Origin of the sequence: Sphingomonas adhaesiva (assembly GCF_002374855.1) — a bacterium.
Lineage (GTDB): Bacteria > Pseudomonadota > Alphaproteobacteria > Sphingomonadales > Sphingomonadaceae > Sphingomonas > Sphingomonas adhaesiva.
In genome coordinates this window covers 129,246-149,718 of record NZ_NWVC01000007.1, presented here as the reverse complement: position 1 = coordinate 149,718, position 20,473 = coordinate 129,246, and the positions used below count along the sequence as shown (strand labels likewise).

21 protein-coding genes and 1 tRNA gene are annotated in these 20,473 nt (G+C 70.5%); 9 read left to right on the top strand and 13 right to left on the bottom strand.

Annotation, left to right across the window (positions count from 1 at the left end; genetic code table 11):
* The first annotated feature begins 92 nt into the window (after positions 1–92).
* Both COA07_RS14055 and COA07_RS14050 read left to right on the top strand, forming a co-directional pair.
* Positions 93–1,508 carry a DEAD/DEAH box helicase gene (locus COA07_RS14055; RefSeq protein ID WP_096641240.1) on the top strand — a complete coding sequence of 472 codons (1,416 nt, stop codon included), beginning with the start codon at positions 93–95 and terminating at the stop codon, positions 1,506–1,508.
* Positions 1,505–1,693 carry a DUF1289 domain-containing protein gene (locus COA07_RS14050; RefSeq protein WP_066711589.1) on the top strand — a complete coding sequence of 63 codons (189 nt, stop codon included), beginning with the start codon at positions 1,505–1,507 and terminating at the stop codon, positions 1,691–1,693. Before COA07_RS14055 ends, COA07_RS14050 begins: the two co-directional genes overlap by 4 nt.
* A 231-nt stretch (positions 1,694–1,924) precedes the next feature.
* Here COA07_RS14050 and COA07_RS14045 read toward each other — a convergent pair whose 3' ends face one another.
* From COA07_RS14045 to COA07_RS14025, 5 genes are all read right to left on the bottom strand, one after another.
* Positions 1,925–2,959, bottom strand: a complete 1,035-nt coding sequence (locus COA07_RS14045) for a cell wall hydrolase (protein ID WP_245842166.1) — start codon at positions 2,957–2,959, stop codon at positions 1,925–1,927.
* 62 nt (positions 2,960–3,021) lie between these two features.
* Positions 3,022–3,252: a hypothetical protein gene (locus tag COA07_RS14040; RefSeq protein ID WP_066711590.1), complete on the bottom strand. Its 231-nt coding sequence runs from the start codon at positions 3,250–3,252 to the stop codon at positions 3,022–3,024.
* Positions 3,249–4,400, bottom strand: a complete 1,152-nt coding sequence (gene tgt / locus COA07_RS14035; RefSeq protein ID WP_066711591.1) for a tRNA guanosine(34) transglycosylase Tgt — start codon at positions 4,398–4,400, stop codon at positions 3,249–3,251. Before tgt ends, COA07_RS14040 begins: the two co-directional genes overlap by 4 nt.
* Complete coding sequence (locus tag COA07_RS14030; protein ID WP_245842165.1) at positions 4,397–5,017, bottom strand: EF-hand domain-containing protein; 621 nt, start codon at positions 5,015–5,017, stop codon at positions 4,397–4,399. The genes tgt and COA07_RS14030 overlap by 4 nt, the downstream gene beginning before the upstream one ends.
* Before the next feature lie 39 nt (positions 5,018–5,056).
* The gene (locus COA07_RS14025; protein ID WP_169803546.1) at positions 5,057–7,324 is read right to left on the bottom strand and encodes a TonB-dependent siderophore receptor; all 2,268 of its coding nucleotides are present in this window, start codon (positions 7,322–7,324) and stop codon (positions 5,057–5,059) included.
* A gap of 78 nt (positions 7,325–7,402) precedes the next feature.
* Between COA07_RS14025 and COA07_RS14020 the strand changes: the two genes are divergently transcribed.
* The 3 genes from COA07_RS14020 to COA07_RS14010 are packed head-to-tail and all read left to right on the top strand — an operon-like array spanning position 7,403 to position 9,607.
* Positions 7,403–7,723: a hypothetical protein gene (locus COA07_RS14020; protein WP_066711593.1), complete on the top strand. Its 321-nt coding sequence runs from the start codon at positions 7,403–7,405 to the stop codon at positions 7,721–7,723.
* Positions 7,720–9,255 carry a PepSY-associated TM helix domain-containing protein gene (locus tag COA07_RS14015; RefSeq protein ID WP_245842164.1) on the top strand — a complete coding sequence of 512 codons (1,536 nt, stop codon included), beginning with the start codon at positions 7,720–7,722 and terminating at the stop codon, positions 9,253–9,255. The genes COA07_RS14020 and COA07_RS14015 overlap by 4 nt, the downstream gene beginning before the upstream one ends.
* Positions 9,248–9,607 (top strand): hypothetical protein, encoded by a 360-nt coding sequence (locus tag COA07_RS14010; protein WP_096641238.1) that lies wholly within the window; start codon positions 9,248–9,250, stop codon positions 9,605–9,607. The genes COA07_RS14015 and COA07_RS14010 overlap by 8 nt, the downstream gene beginning before the upstream one ends.
* Here the strand turns inward: COA07_RS14010 and COA07_RS14005 are convergent.
* From COA07_RS14005 to COA07_RS13985, 5 genes are all read right to left on the bottom strand, one after another.
* Positions 9,595–10,587, bottom strand: a complete 993-nt coding sequence (locus COA07_RS14005) for an alpha/beta hydrolase (protein WP_211280968.1) — start codon at positions 10,585–10,587, stop codon at positions 9,595–9,597. The two genes, COA07_RS14010 and COA07_RS14005, sit on opposite strands and share 13 nt — an antisense overlap.
* A gap of 84 nt (positions 10,588–10,671) precedes the next feature.
* Positions 10,672–12,261: an acyl-CoA dehydrogenase family protein gene (locus tag COA07_RS14000; RefSeq protein WP_066706366.1), complete on the bottom strand. Its 1,590-nt coding sequence runs from the start codon at positions 12,259–12,261 to the stop codon at positions 10,672–10,674.
* A gap of 1 nt (position 12,262) precedes the next feature.
* Positions 12,263–13,405: an acyl-CoA dehydrogenase family protein gene (locus tag COA07_RS13995; protein WP_066706369.1), complete on the bottom strand. Its 1,143-nt coding sequence runs from the start codon at positions 13,403–13,405 to the stop codon at positions 12,263–12,265.
* Positions 13,402–14,616 carry an acetyl-CoA C-acetyltransferase gene (locus COA07_RS13990; RefSeq protein ID WP_066706378.1) on the bottom strand — a complete coding sequence of 405 codons (1,215 nt, stop codon included), beginning with the start codon at positions 14,614–14,616 and terminating at the stop codon, positions 13,402–13,404. Before COA07_RS13990 ends, COA07_RS13995 begins: the two co-directional genes overlap by 4 nt.
* 14 nt (positions 14,617–14,630) lie before the next feature.
* Positions 14,631–15,830, bottom strand: a complete 1,200-nt coding sequence (locus COA07_RS13985; RefSeq protein ID WP_066706468.1) for a CoA transferase — start codon at positions 15,828–15,830, stop codon at positions 14,631–14,633.
* A 147-nt stretch (positions 15,831–15,977) separates the two neighbouring features.
* On the opposite strand from COA07_RS13985, the gene COA07_RS13980 reads away from it, so the two are divergent.
* Positions 15,978–16,616 carry a DUF1826 domain-containing protein gene (locus COA07_RS13980; protein ID WP_066706381.1) on the top strand — a complete coding sequence of 213 codons (639 nt, stop codon included), beginning with the start codon at positions 15,978–15,980 and terminating at the stop codon, positions 16,614–16,616.
* A 3-nt stretch (positions 16,617–16,619) separates the two neighbouring features.
* Here COA07_RS13980 and COA07_RS13975 read toward each other — a convergent pair whose 3' ends face one another.
* Positions 16,620–17,288, bottom strand: a complete 669-nt coding sequence (locus tag COA07_RS13975) for a uracil-DNA glycosylase (protein ID WP_066706383.1) — start codon at positions 17,286–17,288, stop codon at positions 16,620–16,622.
* A 23-nt stretch (positions 17,289–17,311) separates the two neighbouring features.
* On the opposite strand from COA07_RS13975, the gene folK reads away from it, so the two are divergent.
* The 3 genes from folK (at position 17,312) to COA07_RS13960 (ending at position 18,664) form a co-directional block, all read left to right on the top strand.
* Positions 17,312–17,809: a 2-amino-4-hydroxy-6-hydroxymethyldihydropteridine diphosphokinase gene (folK, locus tag COA07_RS13970; RefSeq protein ID WP_066706386.1), complete on the top strand. Its 498-nt coding sequence runs from the start codon at positions 17,312–17,314 to the stop codon at positions 17,807–17,809.
* 10 nt (positions 17,810–17,819) lie between these two features.
* Positions 17,820–17,895 (top strand) — tRNA-Lys (locus tag COA07_RS13965).
* A gap of 40 nt (positions 17,896–17,935) precedes the next feature.
* Complete coding sequence (locus COA07_RS13960) at positions 17,936–18,664, top strand: phosphatase PAP2 family protein (RefSeq protein WP_083956657.1); 729 nt, start codon at positions 17,936–17,938, stop codon at positions 18,662–18,664.
* Here the strand turns inward: COA07_RS13960 and COA07_RS13955 are convergent.
* The gene (locus COA07_RS13955) at positions 18,641–19,477 is read right to left on the bottom strand and encodes an HpcH/HpaI aldolase/citrate lyase family protein (protein ID WP_066706471.1); all 837 of its coding nucleotides are present in this window, start codon (positions 19,475–19,477) and stop codon (positions 18,641–18,643) included. The genes COA07_RS13960 and COA07_RS13955 overlap by 24 nt on opposite strands.
* On the bottom strand, positions 19,474–20,469 hold the full coding sequence (gene galE / locus COA07_RS13950; protein ID WP_066706395.1) for a UDP-glucose 4-epimerase GalE: 996 nt from the start codon (positions 20,467–20,469) through the stop codon (positions 19,474–19,476). Before galE ends, COA07_RS13955 begins: the two co-directional genes overlap by 4 nt.
* Positions 20,470–20,473 lie beyond the last annotated feature (4 nt).

The following is a 20,473-nucleotide window of genomic DNA, read 5'->3' as shown; positions in this document are numbered from 1 at the left end:
CTTGACTTTGCGGCCGCGATCGGGAAGCGCGGACGGGATAGAAAAGAGGCGTCGGCGCCGGCCGCGCCCGCCCCCGGCAACCGGACATCTGCATGAGCTTCGCCGACCTCGGCCTTTCCGACGAACTCCTCCGCGCCGTTGGCGACACCGGCTATACCGAGCCGACGCCGATCCAGGCCAGCGCCATCCCGTCCGTACTGATGATGCGCGACATCATCGGGATCGCGCAGACCGGCACCGGCAAGACCGCCAGCTTCGTGCTGCCGATGATCGACATCTTGGCCCACGGCCGCAGCCGCGCGCGGATGCCGCGCAGCCTGATCCTGGAGCCGACGCGCGAACTGGCCGCGCAGGTGGCCGAGAATTTCGAGATCTACGGCAAGTATCACAAGCTTTCGATGGCGCTGCTGATCGGCGGCGTGCAGATGGGCGATCAGGTCAAGGCGCTGGAAAAGGGCGTCGACGTGCTGATCGCCACGCCGGGCCGGCTGATGGACCTGTTCGGCCGCGGCAAGATCCTGCTGACCGGCTGTTCGATGCTGGTCATCGACGAGGCGGACCGGATGCTCGACATGGGGTTCATCCCCGATATCGAGGAAATCTGCACCAAGCTGCCCGCGCAGCGCCAGACCCTGCTGTTCAGCGCGACGATGCCCGCGCCGATCAAGAAGCTGGCCGACCGCTTCCTCAGCAATCCCAAGACGATCGAGGTCGCGCGCCCCGCCAGCACAAACATCAACATCACCCAGTGGGTAGTGCCGGTGAAGGGCAGCGCGTTCGAGAAGCGCCGCAGCCTGCGCACCCTGCTACGCCAGGACGACGTGCGCACCGCGATCATTTTCTGCAACCGCAAGACGACGGTGCGCGAGCTCAACAAGAGCCTGAAGCAGCACGGCTTCGCCTCGGGGGAGATCCATGGCGACATGGACCAGCCCGCGCGCCTCGCCGAACTGGACCGGTTCAAAAAGGGCGACGTCAACATCCTGGTCGCCAGCGACGTCGCCGCGCGCGGGCTGGACATCAAGGGCGTCAGCCATGTCGTCAACTTCGACGCGCCGTGGCACCCGGACGATTACGTCCACCGCATCGGCCGCACCGGGCGCGGCGGCGCGACCGGCGTGTCCTATACGCTGATGGGGCCGGACGATCAGGAGAATGTCGAGAATATCGAGAAGCTGACCGGACAGGCGATCCCGCGGCTCGATGCGCTTCCCGATGCCCCCGAGGCGGAGGAAGACGCCCGCCCCGCCCGCCGCACCCGCGAGCGTCCCGAGCGTGCGGAACGACCCGAGCGGACCGAACGCGCCGAACGTCCTGCCCCGGCGCCCGCCGAACGCCGCGAACGCCCCGCCCGCCCGGATCGCACCCCGCCCGCGCCGCGCCTGGCGGACACCGCCGAACCCCGTCACCAGCGCCCGCCGCGCCGCGATCCGGTTCAGGACGGTCCCGACGACGGCGGCTGGAATGGCCCGATCCCCGACTTCCTCGGGGTCGCGCTCACGTCATGACGATCGCCGCCGACGACGTTCCGGCGTCGCCGTGCAATCTCGTCTGCACCATGGACCCGGTGACCGGCTTCTGCCTGGGATGCTATCGCACGATCGGTGAGATCGCGGGGTGGAGCAGCGCCGACACGACGGAGAAGCGCGCGATCCTGCTGCGGGTCGCCGAGCGCGAGCGCGCCGCGCGCTAGATCGGATCGACCGTCGTCGCCCCAACGCAGGTCGATACCGTTGCGAAAGCCCTCCACGTCATGCCGGACCCGTTCCGGCATCCATCGCGCCGCATAGGCCGCAAACGGTTGAATTCTCGACACCGCGGACCCCGGAACAGGGCCGGGGTGACGGGGCTGTCACGGCGGCGGGCACGCCTTTCGAAGCGGCCCCGTGCGATGCGGGACGACGATACCGCCCCGCCGCCGCCTTCACCGCAGCGGCTTGCCCGAATCCTTCCAGCGATCGAGGATCGGCGATTCCGGCAGGCGGTCGCCCGGCGCGCGCACACTGGGTGAAGGCGACGGCGCAGGCACCGGCGTCGCCATCCCCGCCACCGCACCCGCCGAAGCCGCCACGGGCACTGGCGTCGCCACTCCGACCGGTATCGCCATCGCCACCACCGGTGCCGCCACCGGCCCCGCCGGCAACAGCTCGCCGCCGCGATACCGCTGCACGAATGCCGCCGCCGTCCCCCAGAAGCCCTTCCAGCGGTGGAAGAAATGCGCCCCCACCGCATCGGTCATCACCAAGGTGCGGTTCCACGCCGGGGTCACCGCGAACGTGTGGTAATGGGTGGCAAGGCCCACCGGGGCATAGACCGATCCGTTCAGCGCCGCCGCCGCGATCCGCGCCGCGCGCGCCCAGCCCTGCCGGCTCGGCACCCGCGCACTCGCGCCGTCGCACGCGAAGCTGAACTGGCACCCGCCGCCCCCGGCCCCCGCGCCTGCGCCGACGCCCTGATAGACGACGCCGCACACGCTCGCAGGAAAGGCCGGGTGCCGCACGCGGTTCAGCACCACCTGCGCCACCGCGCGCTGCCCCTCGTCCGATTCCGACGCCGCCTCGTAATAGATCGCGGCGGTGAGGCATTCGAGCGCACGCGCGCGGTCGATCGACGCGACGCCCGCCAGCGTGAACGGACGCGCCGGCGTCACCTTCGCATCGCCCGCGATCCGCGCGGCGAAGGCGGGGGCGGCCGGCAATGGCGCAGTCCCGGTCGTGCCGCGCGCGGGTGAGGCGAAGGCGACGGGATCGCCCGCCACCGGCACCGCACCGGCGCCCGCAGGGGCGGGCAGCGTGCGGCTCACCAGGACACGCGGCGATGCCAGCATCAGCATCGCGGCCTGCGCCGCCAGCGCACCAGCGGCCACCACGATCAGCGCACCGATCACCGCCAGCGCGCGCCGCGCCCAGTAGCCGGCGGCGCGTTGCGATCGCTGGTCGATGGGGAAGAAGGCGCGCACGGCCCGGCTCCTCGCACGCGCCCGCCCGCCGGGCGCGTCGCTATCGCCTAGCGCGCCGGCCCTTACTTTTTCTTATCACTCCGGCGGCTGTCGCGCTGCGAATTGGCGAACAGCACCGCGGCGGCCACCGCGGCGGAACCGATGCCCACGCCCAGCCACGTCTTGCCGATCTGCCAGCGTCCGCCACGGTGCATCGCGGCGTCCTTGGTCCCGCCGGCTTCCTCATGCGCCTTGGCGGCGGCGACGGTCGCCAGGATCTCGTTCGGTTCGCTCCGGTCGGTTGCGTCGGTCATCCTTGTCCTCCTTTGCCCGCGCCATAACGCGCGCGGAAACCGCTGGCGAACGCCGCCAGCCGCTGCTCGGCGATGGCGCCACGCAGGTCCGCCATCAACGCCTCGTAAAAGGCGATATTGTGTTCGGTCATCAACATCGCTCCCAAAATCTCGCCACTGCGGACGAGATGGTGGAGATAGGCACGGCTCCACGTCGCGCACACCGCACAGCCGCATTCGGGGTCCAGCGGCCCCTGATCCTCGTTGAAGCGCGCGTTGCGGATGTTGATCGGCCCGGTCCGCGTGAACGCCTGCCCGGTGCGCCCCGACCGCGTCGGCATGACGCAATCGAACATGTCGACGCCGCGTTCCACCGCGCCGACGATATCGTCGGGCTTGCCCACCCCCATCAGATAGCGCGGCCGGTCCGCCGGCAACTGCCCGGGGGCGTAGTCCAAGCAGCCGAACATCGCCTCCTGCCCCTCGCCCACCGCCAGCCCGCCGATCGCATAGCCGTCGAAGCCGATGTCGATCAGCGCGTCCGCGCTCGCGCGGCGCAGCCCTTCGTCCAGCGCGCCCTGCTGGATACCGAAGATCGCATTGTGCGCCGCATGGACGCCGCCATCGGCGTCGTGGAACGCATCGCGGCTGCGCCTGGCCCAGCGCATTGATCGTTCCATCGCCGCGGCCTGCACCTCGCGCGTGGAGGTGGTCGGCACCAGTTCGTCGAAGGCCATCGTGATGTTGCTGCCCAGAAGCCGCTGGATCTCGATCGACCGTTCGGGGGTGATGAGGTGCCGCGTCCCGTCCAGATGGCTGGCGAAGGCGACGCCCTCCTCCGACCTCTTGGTCAGTTCGGACAGGCTCATCACCTGATAGCCGCCCGAATCGGTCAGGATCGGCCGTTCCCACCCCATGAAGGCGTGCAGCCCGCCCAGCCGCGCCACGCGCTCCGCACCGGGACGCAGCATCAGGTGATAGGTATTGCCCAGGATGATGTCGGCACCCGCGCGCTCGACATCGGCGGGCTTCATCGCCTTCACCGTCGCGGCGGTGCCGACCGGCATGAACGCGGGCGTGCGGATCGTCCCGCGCTCCATCGCGATCGTGCCGGTGCGCGCCGCCCCGTCGGTGGCGGCGATCGTGAAGGCGAAACGCGGCGCGCTCATCGCTCGCCGCCTCCGTTGCCGCCTTCCTTTTCGCCGTCGTTCTTGTCGTCCGGTTCGGGTGTACGCGGATCGTGCCCGCCACGCGGCACCGCCTCGGCGCCCGGCTTGCCTTTCCCGCGCGGGCCGCCGCGCCCCATCGTCGGGCCGTCCGCGCCGATCGGCATGGTACGGAACGTCAGCAGCTCGGCACGGCTGATCGTCTTGCTGCCGTCCTTGTCGTAACGCGCGAACAGCCGGCTGAACTGGTCGAGCATCTCGTCCAGCGTGACCTGCCCGTCGTTGTTGCGATCGACCTCGAACGGGCTGGGCAGCGCATTGGCATCGCCCAGGAACCTGGCCGCCCAGTCCGAATAGGCGATGTAGCGCAGCGCGCCGGTATGCGCGGTGTCGATCGCCTCGAACGATGCACGCACGCCGTCGATCATCTCCGACCGGTCGACCAGCGCATCGCCATTGGCGTCGAACGTCGCGATCATCATCGCCACCGGCTCGACCACCATCGTCGCGGGAGTCTGCGGCTGTGCGGGCGCGGGCGCGCGCACGACGATCGGCGGCGGCTCCTGCGCGGGGGCGGCAGCGGCGGCGACAAGTGACAGCAACAGGGGGAGCGCACTCATCGCTCCCCCGTGGCAGAACATGCCCGCCTTATCCAGCCGTCACCAATTGTAGCGCAGCGTGCCGACGACGGTGCGCGACGCACCGAAATAGCAGCTGTTGTTGAAGAAGCAGCTGGCGATGTGGCGCTTGTCGAACAGGTTCTGCGCATTGACGCTCAGGCTCAGCCCCGCCAGCGACCGATCGGCCGCGCCGAAATCATAGCCGATCAGCGCATCGGCCAGCACGAACCCGGGCGACTGGAACCGCGTCGTCACCAGCTGCCGGTTGCGGGTGATCTGCGCCGTCCCGTCCGATTCGCCGACATAGCGGACGCCCGCGCCGACGTTCAGCCCGCCCAGCGCCCCCGCCGCGGCGTGCTTCAGGTCCCATGCGACGAAGCTCGATGCACTCCACTTGGGGATACCCAGCGGGCGCGTGCCGGTCACGCCGGCCAGTTGGTCGCCGGTGCCGGTGGGCGGATTGCCGCGCACCGTCAGCGCATCGGTATAGCTGCCCGCGACCGTCACCGACACGCCCGGCGCGATGTCGCCGCGCCCGTCCAGCTCGACGCCGCGCACCTTCACCTCGCCCGCCTGGATCGAAAAACCGATGTTGACCGGATCGGGCACGGTCGCGTTCTGGCGCCGCAGGTCGAACGCCGAAAGCGTGAACAGCGCGTTGGTGCCGCGCGGCTGGTATTTCAGCCCGGCCTCATATTGCCGCCCCGTGACGGGGACGAACGGCGTCCCGTCGAACGCCGTCCCGGTCTGCGGCTCGAAGCTTTCGGAATAGCTGGCGAACGGCGACAACCCCCACTTGGTCTCGTACAACGCGCCGACGCGCCCGGTGAAGGCGGTCTGCGACAGCCGGGTCACCGCCCCGCTGACGCGGTTGCGCGACAGCGTCGAATACCAGTCGTACCGCCCGCTCGCGATCAGGTTCAGCCCGCCGATCGCGATCTGATCCTGCGCATAGACGCCGACCTGGTCGGTCTTGCGGAAACCGCGCGTGACGCCGGGGAACAGCAGCAGGTCGCTCGACGGCAGGTTGCGGCCATAGACGGGGGCGTACAGGTCCAGGTTGGGGATGTTGATCGCCGGATTGGCGCTGGTGCCGGTCGCGAACGCCTGGTCGTTGCTGCCGCGGTTGTTCTGCCAGTCCAGCCCGGCCAGCAGCGTATGGCGCACCGGCCCGGTCGCCAGCTCCGCCGCCAGCCGGTTGTCGATCGTGATCGTGCGGAACGCCTCATCCGCGCCGCCGCCGCCGCGCGTGATCCGCGACAGGTCGGTGTTGCCGTTGGCGTCCAGATTGGCGTTGGCGTTGAACGACAGATAGATCTGTCGATAATGCAGGTCGACATCCAGGTAGCGCGCATTGGTGGTCCAGGTCAGCGCGTCGTTCAGCTGGTGGCGGAAGAGGATCGTCGCCGACTTCTGCGTCCGGTCGAACGCCTCATACGCCGGCTCCGAGACGTTGAGGTCCACCGGCAGCGCGCCGAGCGGGCTGGGCAGCGCCGAGCCGTAGACCGGCACCCCGCTGTACGACGCCGCCTCGGGATCGCGCTGGTAATTGAGGATCAGCGTGACGCTGGTCGCGTCGTCGGGCGCGAAGGTCAGCATCGGGCGCGCATAATAGCGCCGGTTGCGGGTCAGCGCGACGAACCCGTCGGACCGTTCCGCCCCGGCGATCACGCGGAACAGCAGCCTACCGTCGCGGTCGAGCGGCTGGTTCACGTCGATCGACGAGCGCAGCAGGTCGAAATTGCCCGCCGCCAGCTCGATCCGCCCGCCCGCCTCGCGGTACGGCACCTTGCTGGTCAGGTTGACGAGGCCGCCCGGGGTCGAATTGCCGTACAGGACCGACGCCGGCCCCTTGATGATGTCGACGCGGTCGACCAGGTGGAAATCGATCTGCGGGCTGGAATACGGCCCGCCCAACAGGCGCATCCCGTCCATATAGACGCCTGGCGTGAACCCGCGGATGTACAATTGGTCGTAGCGCGTCGCGACATTGCCGCGCTGGTTGGGCGCGACACCCGCGACATAGCCGAGCGCCTGGTTGATCGACTGCGCGTTGCGGCGCAGCAGCTCGGCCTCGTCGATCACCGTCACCGCTTGCGGCAGCGCGATGAGCGGGGTCGGGGTCTTGGCACCCGAATCGCCGGTCGCACGCTCGCGCACGCCGTTGACGATCACGTCGTCATTGTCGCGCACCTGCGCGTCGTCGGCGGCCACGGCATCATCGGCAACACCGGGCATCGCCCATCCCGTCGCCGGCGCCGCCCCCAGCAGCAATGCCGTGATCCATCCGCTTTTGCGTCCCCGCATCATTATTTTCCGCTATTGATAGTGACTCGCAGACGCTGCTAAGGGGCATGCAGCGTTGAGGCAAGGGGGTTGCGGCAAATGTTGATGGGACGGGCCGGTTCGGGAGCCGCGCGGCGCTGGCGCATCCGCCCCGCCGCCTGGGCGATGACGGCCCGCTGCCTCACCGCGTTCCTGGGCAATTACGCGTTCGCCGCCACCGCCGCGTCGCTGACCGCGCGGCTGCTGCCGATCGCGCGGGTGGAGGCGACCGCCTGGGCGATGATCCTGTCGTTCCTCCTCTACGCGATCGTCGGCCTGTGGTGCTTTGCGGAGGCGCGGCTGGCGCGCGTCGCGGGCGTGGTGTGGGGCGGCGCGCTGCTGATGGGCGCGGCGGTGTGGTGGATCGGGGTTCGCCCGTGATCCGCGCGCTGCGTCAGTCGATGGCATGGATCCACGGCTGGCTGGGGCTGGTCGCCGGCTGGCTGCTGTTCGCGATGTTCGCCACCGGCACCACCAGCTATTTCCGCCCGGAGATCACGCGCTGGATGCAGCCGGAGATCGCCGCCAACCGCACCGCCCCCGCCGATGCCGCCGCCACCGCGGTCCGCCACCTCCAGCGCGTCGGTGCCGACGACGTGCAATGGTTCATCGCGCTGCCCGACGATCGCACGGCGGTGACCCGCGTGTTCGAACAGCAGAAGCCCCCGGCGGATGGCGCCCCCCGTCGCCGCCGCGCCGAGGAACTGGTGCTCGATCCCGCCACGGGCGCGCCCGTCGCCGCACGCGACACGCGCGGGGGCGAACATTTCTACCGCTTCCACTTCCAGCTGCAGCTGCCCTTCCCCTGGGGCCGCTGGCTGGCGGGCGTGTGCGCGATGTTCATGCTGGGCGCGATCATCTCCGGCGTCGTCACGCACAAGCGCATCTTCGCCGATTTCTTCACGCTGCGCTGGAACAAGGGGCAGCGCAGCTGGCTGGACGCGCACAATGTCAGCGCGGTGCTGGCGCTGCCCTATCATGCGGTCATCACCTACACCGGGCTCATCACGCTGGTGGTGATGTACATGCCCTGGCCGATCGCCGCCAATTACCCGCAGCCCGCGCGCTTCGCGCAGGAAGCCTATGGCCTGGCCCCCGATGTCGAGGCGATCGGGCGTCCCGCGCCGCTGGTCGCGGTCGCGCCGCTGGTGCGCGATGCCGAACGGCGGCTGGGCGGCGCGGCCGGGCGCATCGTCGTCAGCCATCCCAATGATGCCGCCGCGACCGTCACCGTCACGCGCGGCAACGCCGCATCGGTCGGCGCGCGCGGCGTCAGCGCGACCTATTCGGGCACGACCGGTCGGCTGCTGTCGGTTACCCCGCCGCCCGGCCCGGCGATCACCACCGCCAACGTGCTGCTGGGGCTGCACCTGGCGCAATTCGCCGGGCCGGGCTTGCGCTGGATGCTGTTCCTGCTGGGGCTGAGCGGGGTGGCGATGGTCGGTACCGGCCTGCTGCTGTGGACGGCCGCGCGCCGCCGGCCGGGCGCCGCCCCCTTCTTCGGCCTGCGGCTGGTGGAGCGGCTCAACATCGCCACGATCGCCGGCCTGCCGCTGGGAATGGCCGCGTTCCTGCTCGCCAACCGGCTGCTGCCCGTCGACATGGCGGGCAGAGCCGATGCGGAGGTGGCGGCGATGTTCTGGACCTGGGGCGCCGCCGCACTGCTGCAATGCGTCCGCACGGCCCGGCTGGCGTGGCGGGACCTGTTCGCGCTCGGCGCGCTCGCCTTCGCTGCGATCCCGATCGTCGATGCGCTCACCACCCCGCGGCTGGCGGCGGGCGATCCGCTGTTCGTCGCCTTCGACCTGGCGATGGCGGTGATGGCGCTTGCGCTCGCCTTCGCCAGCCGCCGCGCCGCACGCATCCCCGCCGCCCCCGTCCGTCGCTCCGCCAGAAAGGTTGCCCATGCCTGACACGATCCTGATCGCCGCGCTCGCCTTCGTCCTGCTCGCCGCGACCGCGCATCGCCACCGCCGCGATGCCGGGATCGTCGCCCCCGGTCAGGTGCGCGCGCTGCGCGTGGTGGCGGGCGCGCTGCTGCTCGCCGCTTTCGTGCGCGCCGCCGGGCCGCTGGCGGGCGAACGGATCGTGCGGTTCCTGGTCGGCGGGTCGGTCGCCGGCATCGCGGTGGTGCTGGCGCTGTCGTTCGACGCGGCGCGCGTGCTGGCGCCGGTCCGCTGGCTGCTCAGCCGCCCGCGCCCCGCCGCCGTACCCGCGACGGTCCCCGCACGCGCCCGCGCGACGGCGCGCGCTCAGCGCGGCTGACGCGCGATCCAGGCGGCCAGCAGGTCGGGCCAGTAATGCGCGGGCAGGGCGCGGTCGCCGGTGCCGTATCCGTGCCCGCCTTCCTGGAAGAAATGCGCCTCGACCGGTCGCTTCGCGGCTTCCAGCGCGCGCATCATGATCCGGCTGTTCTCCGCCGGCACCGCCGGATCGTCGAGCGAATGGACCAGGAAGGTCGGCGGCGTCTGCGCCGTCACGTGCAGCGCGGGTGACCGCCGCGCCACCAGCGCCGCATCGGGGGCATCGCCCAGCAGCAGGTGAGTCGACAGCGCATGCCCCACCCCGGCGGCGTGCGAGATCACCGGATAGACCAGCGCCGCAGTCGCCGGGCGCGCGTCCAGCCGGTCGATCGCGTCCCCGCCCGGTGCCAGCGGCTCGGCAAAGCCGGTCGCCAGCGACGCGGCCAGGTGCCCGCCCGCCGAAAAGCCGACCACCGATACCTGCGCCGGGTCGAAGCCATATTCGCCCGCGACCGACCGGATCACGCGTATCGCGCGCTGCGCGTCCTGCAACGGCACGTCGGCGCGGTTCGCCCAGCCCTCGCCCGGCAGGCGATAGGTGAGGACGAACACCGTATAGCCCTTGGCAGTCATCCGCGCCGCGACGTCGACGCCCTCGTTGACGATCGACACCAGCCGGTATGCGCCGCCGGGGAGCGACAGCAGCGCGCGCCCGTTCGATTCGCGCGGGCGGAACACGCGCAGGTCGGGCGCGGCGACGTTGCGGATATAGATGGTGTCGCCCGGCTCGGCGGGCTGGCGGGTGAAGCCTGATCCGGGCACGCCCTTCGGCCACAGCGGGATCGACCGCGCCTGTCCCCAGATGACCGGCAGCGGCGGCAATACGGGCGCCGGCGCGGCCGCGGCCGACACCGCCCCCGCGCGCGTCAGCGCCGCACCCGCCGCGACACCCCCGGCCGCCGCCATCATCCCGCGCCTGCTGATCCCGTCGCCCTTTGCCATCGCCGCATCACTCTCCCGTTACGCCCGCCATGCCACCTCGTACAGCGCAGTGCAAAGGTTTGCTTGCAGAATGAGTAACTTGGATCAGCGTCCCGCGATCAGTCCGCGCGCGATCACCTGCGCCTGGATTTCCGCCGCCCCTTCGAAGATGTTCAGGATGCGCGCGTCGCACAGCAGGCGGCTGATTTCATACTCCAGCGCATAGCCGTTGCCGCCGTGGATCTGCAGCGCGGCATCGGCATTGCTCCATGCCGCGCGCGCCGCCAGCAACTTGGCCATCCCCGCCTCGATATCGCAGCGGCGGCCCGAATCCTTCGCGCGGGCGGCGGCATAGGTAAGCTCGCGCGCCATCACCATGTCGACCACGCCGGCGGCGATCTTGTCGGCAACGCGGGGGAAGGCGATGATCGCGCGCCCGAACTGGCGACGCTGGCGGGCATAATCCAGCGCCAGCTCGATCGCGCGGCGCGCGACGCCGACCGCGCGCGCCGCGGTCTGGATGCGCGCGCCCTCGAACGTCGCCATCAACTGCTTGAACCCGCGCCCCTCCTCGCCGCCCAGCAACGCGTCGGCAGGGGCGGCCATGCCGTCGAACGCCAGCGCATATTCGCGCATCCCGCGATAGCCCAGCACCGCGATCTCGCTGCCCGCCATCCCCGCCGCCGGGAACGGATCGGTCTCGGTCCCGCGCGGCTTGGGCACCAGCAGCATCGACAGCCCGGCATGACCCGCCACGTCGTCGCGCGTGCGGGCCAGCAGCGTCATCAGGTCCGACCGGCTGGCATGGGTGATCCACGTCTTCGCCCCGTCGATCCGCCAGCCGCCGCCCGGCGCGGCGCGTGCGCGGGTGGCGATCGCGCCCAGATCGGATCCGACATCGGGTTCGGTGAACACCGCGGTCGGCAGCACCGCGCCGCTCGCGATCGCGGGCAGCCAGCGCGCCTTCTGCGCTTCCGTCCCCGATGCCGCGATCAGCTCGCCGGCGATCTCGGACCGCGTGCCCAGCGATCCCGCGCCGATCCACCCGCGCGACAATTCCTCGGTGACGACGCACATCACCAGCTTCGACAGGCCCAGCCCGCCATAGGCCTCCGGAATGCACACGCCGAACGTGCCCAGCGCCGCCATGTCCGCGATCACCGCATCGGGGATCAGCGCATCGTCCAGGTGCCAGCGATGCGCGTGCGGCACGATCCGCTCGTCGGTGAAGCGGCGGAACTGGTCGCGGATCGCGTCCAGTTCGGCATCGTCCAGCGCCTCCGCCGGCCACTGCCCGGCATCCAGCGCCGCCGCCAGTGTCGCGCGCTCGTCGCGCCGGTCCGTATCCAGCAGCGGGGCGGCGGCATCCGCCAGCGCGCGCGCCGCGCCATGCGTCCCCAGATCGGCGGGACGGACGATCTCGTTCTGCCCCATCGGCAGCCCGCCGGTCAGTTGCGCGACGGTTTCGGCGACGCCGATGCGCAAAACCGCGTCATTGACCGCATCGGGGGCGCTCCGTCCGTGCCAATCGGCCAGCGCCTCCAGCGCCGCAACACCCGTCGCCACCCACGCCAGCCCGTGCGCAGCGCGCTGCTCGGTGTCGATGGAGGCGTCCGCAACGCGGCCTCGCACCGCCTCGACCGTCGCCGCACCATAGCTTTTGGCCGCCGCCAGCGCCTCCGCGACGTCGCGCATGTCAGTAACTCCGCGGCAGATTCAGCACATGTTCCGCGACATAACTCAGGATCATGTTCGTGCTGATCGGCGCCACCTGGTACAATCGCGTCTCGCGGAACTTGCGTTCGACGTCATATTCCGCCGCGAAACCGAACCCGCCATGCGTCTGGATGCACGCCTCCCCTGCTGCCCAACTCGCCTCGGCGGCCAGCATCTTGGCGATATTCGCTTCCTCACCGGCGTTGTCGCCCGCTTCGTACCGGCGCAACCCTTCGTGCACCATCAGTTCGGCGGCGCGCATCTGCGCATAGGCGCGCGCGATCGGGAACTGGACGCCCTGATTCTGCCCGATCGGCCGCCCGAACAGCACGCGTTCGCGCGCATAATCGCTGGCCCTGTCGATGAACCACTTGGCATCGCCGATACATTCCGCCGCGATCAGCAGGCGTTCGGCATTCATCCCCGACAGGATATAGCGGAACCCCTTGCCCTCCTCGCCCACCAGATTGGCCGCCGGGACGCGCAGATTGTCGAAGAACACCTCGGTCGTGGCGTGGTTCATCATCGTCTCGATCGGGCGGATCGTGATCCCCGGCGACGTCATGTCGACCAGCAGCACCGACAGCCCGTCGGTCTTCGACGCCGCTTCCTCGCGCGGGGTGGTGCGCGCCAGCAGCAGCATCAGGTCCGAATGTTCGGCCCGGCTGGTCCAGATCTTCTGCCCGTTGACGACATAATCGTCGCCCTCCCGCCGCGCCGTCGTCTTCAGCGCCAGCGTATCGGTGCCGCTTGTCGGCTCGGTCACCCCGAACGCCTGCAAGCGCAGCTCCCCGGTGGCGATCCGCGGCAGATAACGGCGCTTCTGCTCGTCCGACCCGTGGCGCAGCAGCGTGCCCATGATGTACATCTGCGCATGGCACGCCGCGCCGTTGCACCCCTGCCGCTGCACCTCCTCCAGGATCGCCGCCGCCGCCGACAGCGGCAGCCCGGCGCCGCCGAACTCCTCCGGGATCAGCGCCGCCAGCCATCCGCCCTGCGCCAGCGCCGCGACGAATTCGGTCGGGTACGCACGCTCGCGATCCTTCGCCCGCCAATAGGCACCGGGGAATTGCTGGCACAGCCGCGCCACTTCGGCGCGGATCTCCGCATGATCGGCGCTCACGCCGCGCGCTCGAACACCGCGGCGATGCCCTGCCCGCCGCCGATGCACATCGTCTCCAGCCCGTAACGCCCGCCGCGCCGTTGCAACTCGCGCGTCAGATTGGCCAGGATCCGCCCCCCGGTCGCGCCGATCGGATGACCCAGCGAGATCCCCGATCCGTTGACGTTGAGCATGTCGTGCCGCGCGTCGTCCTCGCTCCAGCCCCAGCCCTTGAGCACCGCCAGCACCTGCGGCGCGAACGCCTCGTTCAGCTCCACCAGGTCGATGTCGCCCCAGCCGAGGCCGGTGCGCCGGAAGAGCCGCTCCACCGCCGGCACCGGCCCGATCCCCATGCGCGACGGGTCGCAACCGGCCGCCGCCCAGCCATGGAACCATGCGATCGGCTCCAGCCCCAGTTCGTCCAGCCTGTCCTCCGCGACCACCAGACAGGCGGCGGCGGCGTCGTTCTGCTGGCTGGCATTGCCCGCGGTCACCACCCCGCCCTCGATCGGGCGCAGCTTGCCCAGCGACTCGATCGTGGCATCGGCACGATACCCCTCGTCATGCGCGAAGACGACCGGATCGCCCTTGCGTTGCGGGATCGTCACCGGGACCAGCTCGTCCGCGAACAGCCCCTTTTCCCACGCCGCCGCCGCGCGCTGGTGCGAACGCACGGCATAGGCATCCGCCGCCTCGCGCGTGATGCCATAGTCCTTCGCCAGGTTCTCGGCGGTCTCGATCATCCCGCTGATGACGCCGAACCGCTCGACCGGCTGGCTCATCAACCGCCCGCGGGTCAGCCGGTCGTGCAGCGTGACATTGCCCATCCGCACGCCGCCGCGCAGGTCGGTGGTATAATGTTCGACGTTCGACATGCTCTCGCACCCGCCCGCCACCACGACGTCGCTGGCGCCGGTCTGCACCATCATCGCCGCATCGATCACCGCCTGCAGCCCGGACCCGCAGCGCCGATCGAGCTGATAGCCCGGCACCTCGATCGGCAGCCCCGCCGCCAGCCACGCCCAGTGGCCGATCGCGGGCGCCTCGCCATTGCCATAGCCTTGCGCGAAGACGACGTCATCGACGCGCGCCGGGTCGATCCCGGTCCGCTCGATCAGGGCGGTCAGCACCGTCGCGCCCAGTTGGCCGGCGGTCAGCGTGGACAAGGAGCCGCCGAACTTGCCGACGGCGGTACGGATCGGGGCGACGATGGCGGCGCGGCGCAGGGTCATGGGATGGGTGTCCTTCAGGAAATGCCGACCACGCCGGCGTCGATCAGGCGCGCGATCGCGCCGGAGGAAAGGCCCAGCCGCTCGGCCAGCACGCTTTCGCTGTGCTGGCCGTTGCGCGGCGCAGGCGCGGGCGGCGCGCGGTCCAGCTGCGGCACCGTCGCGAACGGTCCCGCCGCCGGATAGGCGAAGCCGCTGGGATTGTCGTCGCGCGCGGCGAAGATCGGGTTGTCGGCGACCAGCCGCGGGTCGTGTGCCGCCTCGCGCATCGTGCGATAGGCGGAATGGACGATGCCGGCCGCATCGAACGCCGCCGCCAGATCGGCATGGTCGCGGCTCGCGATCGCCGCCTCGAACAACGGCATCAGCGCGTCGCGATGGACGAAGCGCGCGCCGTCGTCCTGCGCGAAGGCGACCCCGCGCGCCGCCTCCACCGCTGCGACCGCCTCCTCCAGCGCCAGTGCCGACAGCAGGCGCGCCCATTGCCGGTGCGTCACCACCACGATCATCGTGCGCACCCCGTCGCGCGTGGTGAAATCGCGCCCGAACAGGCCGTAGACGGTATTGCCCAGCCGCGGGCGATCGGCGTCGCCGTACAGCACCTCGGCGATCCCGCCCAGATTGGCGACGGTGCCGATCGCGACATCGGACAGCGGCACACGCACCTCCCCGCCCTGCCCGGTCGCGGCACGCCGCTGGATCGCCGCCAGCAGCGCGAAGGCGGCATAGGCACCGGTCAGCAGGTCCCACGCCGGCAGCACGTGGTTGACGGGTGCGGGTCCGTCGCCCGTCAGCATCGGATAACCGACCGCATTGTTGACGGTATAGTCCAGCGCCGGGCTGCCGTCCGCCCAGCCCATCACGCGCACCGTCACCAGATCCGCCCGCCCCGCCGCCAGCGTCGCATGCGACAGAAAGCCGTCGACCGGGAAATTGGTGACGAACTGCCCGGTGGCGCGCACCAGCGCCTGCAACAGCTCGCGCCCCTCGCCCCGCGACAGATCGAGTGCGACCGACTTCTTCGCGCGGTTCAGGTTTTCCCAATAGAGCGAATCGCCCGCCGCAGTCACCGGCCAGCGGCGATAGTCCGGCCCGCCGCCGATCGGGTCGACGCGGATCACCTCGGCGCCGAACTGCGCACAATACAGGCCCGCGGTGGGCGAGGCGACGAACGACGACGCCTCGATCACGCTCAGCCCGCCCAACAGGTCGTACACCGCCATCCTCTCGTTTTGCGGCCACCTTATCGGTTCGCACTCGCGCTTCAACCATCACCGGCGTTTTGACAAACACGCGCCATACCAATATGAGATGTTATCTCATTCCACCCACAGCGCCGGATTTCGCCCGGTGAGGAGCAACTGATGGCGACGCTGCTGCTGTCGGACACGACCCTGCCCGATCACGTCCGCGCCAGCGATCGCCCGTCGATCCTGTCATCGGTGCTGATGCCGCAGGTCACGCTCGCCATCTGGAACCGCGGCGACACGGCTCCCGCGGCACCGTCGCTGGAGGTGCTGGCGACGATCGACGACATCTGCCTCACCGCGCCCGTGTCGACGCTGTCGGCATCGGTCCGCGCCGCGATGACAGAGGCGGGGTATCCGGCTGCGGTCGTCGACGCGCTGGGCACTGACATCGCGATGCTCGCCGACCAGCTGGCGCGGCTGCTCGATCGCGACGCGGTGTCGGTGCGGCTGGAGGTGGTGGAAACCGATGCCTGTCGCCGCTTCCATGCCGATTACGTCAGCCTGCGGCTGATCTGCACCTATGCCGGGACGGGGACGCAATGGCTGGACGATCGCAGCGCGGCGTTGCTGCGCGATGGCGTCGCGCCCGGCGAAGCGGCGATCCGTCACCTCGGCCCCGGTGACGTCGGGCTGTTCAAGGGGCGTGAATGGGCGGGCGACCGCGCGATCATCCACCGTTCCCCGCCGATCGCCGATACCGGGGAACGCCGGCTGCTTCTGGTGATCGATCCCGCGCCCAACGCTTCCCGCTGACCGCTAAGCCCCCGTCGCCGCCCGCACCGCCAGCGCGCGTTCGAACACCGCCTCGAACATCTCGCGCGTCAACCGGCCGGTGTTCTGGTTGTAGCGGCTGCAATGATAGCTATCGATCAGGATGCGGCCATCGGGCATGCGATGTTCGGCCAGATGCCCGAACCGCGCCTTCGGCAACTTGCCGCCCAGCACCTTCACGATCGACTGGTGCGCGATCTGCCCCAGCGCGACGAACACGCGGGCGTTGGGCAGCGCGCCCGCCTGCCCCTCAAGGAACGGGCGGCAGGTGCGGATCTCCTCCGGCGTCGGCTTGTTTTCCGGGGGCAGGCATTTCACCGCATTGATGATGACCGCCCCGGTCAGCGCCAGCGTATCGGCGGGACTACCCTCGTAGCTGCCGGTCGCCAGCCCGTATCGCGCCAGCGTGGTGAACAGCAGGTCGCCCGAATAATCGCCGGTGAACGGGCGGCCGGTGCGGTTCGCGCCCTGCTTGCCCGGCGCCAGCCCGACGATCGCCAGCCACGCATCGGGATCGCCGAAGGCGCGCACTGGCGCGTTCCACCAGTCGGGATGTTCGATACGCAGCGCCTCGCGCACCGCCACCAGCCGCGGACAGCGCGGGCAGTCGCGGGGCGGCTCGGTATCGGGCAGCGGAGAGGGTGCGAAGTCCATCGTCTTTCGTTAGGCGCGAACGGGTGCGGCACTCAACGTCCCATCCCTCAACCTATGTCGTGGCGATCGGCTCCAACCGGCGCGGCCGGCACGGCCCACCCCGCGCCGAGGTGGCCGCGGCGCTCGCGCTGCTGCGCGGTGAGGCCTCCCCGATCGTCGCCAGCGCGCCGCTTGGCCCGTCGACGCGGACCTTCGCCAATGCCGCGGTGCTGATCCGCAGCGACGAAGCGCCCCCAACGCTGCTCACGCGACTGAAGGCGATCGAGCGCGATTTCGGTCGGCGGCGCGGGCGGCGCTGGGGGGAACGGGTGATCGACCTCGACATCATCCTGTGGTCCGGCGGCACGTGGCGGTCACCGACGCTGACGATCCCGCACACCGCGTTCCAGGCGCGTGATTTCGTGCTGCGCCCCATGGCGGCGATCGCCCCGCGCTGGCGCGATCCGCGCAGCGCGCGCACGGTCCGCCAGCTTCATGCCCGGTTGACCCGCGCGCGCGCCGTCCCTAACGCCCGCCGCTAACCCTGCGTGAGGGTCCGTAGCTCAGTCGGTAGAGCAAGCGACTTTTAATCGAGAGGTCCCGGGTTCGAGCCCCGGCGGACCCACCACGCGGGGGATCGGACGGCCGGAAAGAGGGTTGGCACCATCATGCCTTCCCACGCGACCGATCCGCAGCCCCTGTTCCCCGACCGCGAGCCGGAGCAGGCGCCCCCGGCGCCCCGCGCGTTATGGGCGGCGATGGCGATCGGCGGGCTGCTGGCGGTGCTGCTGCTCGCCTTCCTCGTGATCGATCGGGTTCCGTTCGCCTGGGATCGCGCGATCATGCTGGCGCTGCGCCGCGCCGACGATCCCGCACAGCCGATCGGTCCCGCCTGGCTGCGCCAGGCGATGGTCGACCTGACCGCGCTGGGCGGCGTGACGGTGCTGACGACGGTGACGGCGGCCGCGATCGGGCTTCTGCTGGTCCGCCGGCTGTGGCTGACCGCCGCGCTGGTCGCCGCCGCCACGATCGCCGGCTCTATCGTGTCGGGAATGGCGAAGCATTGGGTGGGTCGCCCGCGTCCCGAACTGGTAGACCATTTGGTCCAGGTCAGCGGACTGAGCTTCCCCAGCGGCCATGCCACGAACAGCGCGGTCGTCTATCTGACGCTCGCCGGGCTGGTCGCGCAGGTCGAACGCAGCCGCGCCGCGCGCAGCTACACGATCGTGGTGGCGGTGCTGCTGGTCGGGATCATCGGGATCAGTCGCGTCTATCTGGGCGTCCATTGGCCGTCCGACGTGCTGGCCGGCTGGTGCGCGGGGACGGCCTGGGCGACGCTGTGGTGGTGGATCGGCGCGTGGTGGCGCCGCGCCTTATTCGCCCGCCGCGGCCAGTAACCGTCGCGCCGCCTTCAGGTGCGGGGCGTCCACCATCCGCCCGTCCATCTGCAGCGCGCCCGCCCCGGGGTTCGCATCGAACAGCGCCACGATCCGCCGCGCGTGGTCGATCTCCCGTTCGGACGGAGAGAATGCCGCGTTGATGACCGGCACCTGCGCCGGGTGGATCGCCATCATGCCCGTGAAGCCGTCGCGCCGCCCGCGCGCGGCATAGTCCGCCAACCCGTCAAGATCGCGGAAATCAGGATAGACGGTCTCGATCGCCGGCACGCCCGCGGCATGCGCGCCGAACAGCGTCAGCGCACGCACGACGCGATAGGGATCGGTATAGCTGCCATCCGCCTCGCGCGCGGTCGCCGCGCCGATCGCCGCGGGCAGATCCTCCGCCCCCCAGGTCAGCCCCGCCAGACCTTCGCCATCATAATCGCCCAGCGTGAACACCGCACGCGCGGTTTCGCTGGCGATCGGCAGGATGCGATAGTCGCCGGGCAGCATCGCGCGCAGCGTCGCCACGGACCCGCGCCCCTCCGCCTTGGGCAGGACGACGCCCGTCATTCCGCTCCCGGCGATCGCCGCCACGTCCTCGGCGACGAACGCCGAATCGAGCGGATTGACGCGTACGAACAGCGCCGGCCCGCTGCTGCCGGCCCGCGCATCGAGCAACGCGCGCACCGCCGCGCGCGCCGCGACCTTGGCGGGGGCCGCGACCGCATCCTCCAGGTCCAGGATCAGCGCGTCGGCACCCAGCCCCAGCGCTTTTTCCATCCGCTCCGGCCGGTCACCGGGTACGAACAGCAGCGATCGCAGCCTCACCGGCCGCGCTCCGCCAGCGCGCGTTCCCACGCCAGCGCGTCGCGCACGATCCCGTCCAGGTCGTCCCGCCGCGGCGTCCAGTCGAGCGTGCGCAGGATCGCGCTATTGTCCGCCACCAGCTCGGCCGGGTCGCCCGCGCGGCGCCCCTCCAGCCGGCGTTCGATCGAAAGGTTGGTGACCCGGTCGACCGCGTCGAGCACCTCCAGCACCGAAAAGCCGCGGCCATAGCCGGCGTTGAGGATGTGGCTGTCGCCCGGCCGCTCGACCAGCAGCTTCAGCGCCGCGACATGCGCCTCCGCCAGGTCGCTGACGTGGATATAGTCTCGCACGCCGGTGCCATCGCGGGTGGGAAAATCGGTGCCGAACACCGATACCGCCGCGCGCTTGCCGGTCGCCGCCTCCACCGCGATCTTGATGAGGTGCGTGGCCCCCACCGTCGACTGGCCGCTGCGGCCCTGCGGATCGGCGCCGGCGACGTTGAAATAGCGCAGGCAGGCATAGTTCAGCGGATGCGCCGCCGCGACGTCGCGCAGCATCGCCTCGGTCATCAGCTTCGACATGCCATAGGGGTTGATCGGGCGGGTCGGATCGCCCTCCGCCACCGGCACCTTGTCCGGCGTGCCGTAGGTGGCCGCGGTGGAGGAGAAGATGAAATGCGGCACGCCCGCCGCCACCGCGCTTTCGATCAGCGTGCGCGTCGCGGCGGTGTTGTTGCGATAATATTTGAGCGGATCGACGACCGATTCGGGCACCACCACCGATCCGGCGAAATGCATCACCGCGCGCACGCGATGTTCGGCCATCACATCGCGGATCGACGGGTCCTCCACCGCCATTTCCACCAGCGTCGCGCGCGGATCGACCGCCCAGGCGAAGCCGGTGACCAGATTGTCGACCACCACGACACGATAGCCGGCGTCCAGCAGCGCCAGCACGGCATGGCTGCCGATATAGCCGCCACCGCCCGTCACCATCACCTTGCCGTCGATCATCGCC

What these genes read in the sequence shown, in the direction of transcription:
- COA07_RS14010 (WP_096641238.1), top strand. Translation starts at nt 9,248, where the DNA reads ATGCCTGACACGATCCTGATCGCCGCGCTCGCCTTCGTCCTGCTCGCC.
- COA07_RS14050 (WP_066711589.1), top strand. Translation starts at nt 1,505, where the DNA reads ATGACGATCGCCGCCGACGACGTTCCGGCGTCGCCGTGCAATCTCGTC.
- tgt (WP_066711591.1), bottom strand. Translation starts at nt 4,400, where the DNA reads ATGAGCGCGCCGCGTTTCGCCTTCACGATCGCCGCCACCGACGGGGCG.
- galE (WP_066706395.1), bottom strand. Translation starts at nt 20,469, where the DNA reads ATGATCGACGGCAAGGTGATGGTGACGGGCGGTGGCGGCTATATCGGC.
- COA07_RS14030 (WP_245842165.1), bottom strand. Translation starts at nt 5,017, where the DNA reads ATGAGTGCGCTCCCCCTGTTGCTGTCACTTGTCGCCGCCGCTGCCGCC.
- COA07_RS14040 (WP_066711590.1), bottom strand. Translation starts at nt 3,252, where the DNA reads ATGACCGACGCAACCGACCGGAGCGAACCGAACGAGATCCTGGCGACC.
- COA07_RS14000 (WP_066706366.1), bottom strand. Translation starts at nt 12,261, where the DNA reads ATGCGCGACGTCGCGGAGGCGCTGGCGGCGGCCAAAAGCTATGGTGCG.
- COA07_RS14020 (WP_066711593.1), top strand. Translation starts at nt 7,403, where the DNA reads ATGTTGATGGGACGGGCCGGTTCGGGAGCCGCGCGGCGCTGGCGCATC.
- COA07_RS14005 (WP_211280968.1), bottom strand. Translation starts at nt 10,587, where the DNA reads ATGGCAAAGGGCGACGGGATCAGCAGGCGCGGGATGATGGCGGCGGCC.
- COA07_RS13960 (WP_083956657.1), top strand. Translation starts at nt 17,936, where the DNA reads ATGCCTTCCCACGCGACCGATCCGCAGCCCCTGTTCCCCGACCGCGAG.
- COA07_RS14025 (WP_169803546.1), bottom strand. Translation starts at nt 7,324, where the DNA reads ATGCGGGGACGCAAAAGCGGATGGATCACGGCATTGCTGCTGGGGGCG.
- COA07_RS14055 (WP_096641240.1), top strand. Translation starts at nt 93, where the DNA reads ATGAGCTTCGCCGACCTCGGCCTTTCCGACGAACTCCTCCGCGCCGTT.
- COA07_RS13975 (WP_066706383.1), bottom strand. Translation starts at nt 17,288, where the DNA reads ATGGACTTCGCACCCTCTCCGCTGCCCGATACCGAGCCGCCCCGCGAC.
- COA07_RS13990 (WP_066706378.1), bottom strand. Translation starts at nt 14,616, where the DNA reads ATGACCCTGCGCCGCGCCGCCATCGTCGCCCCGATCCGTACCGCCGTC.
- COA07_RS13980 (WP_066706381.1), top strand. Translation starts at nt 15,978, where the DNA reads ATGGCGACGCTGCTGCTGTCGGACACGACCCTGCCCGATCACGTCCGC.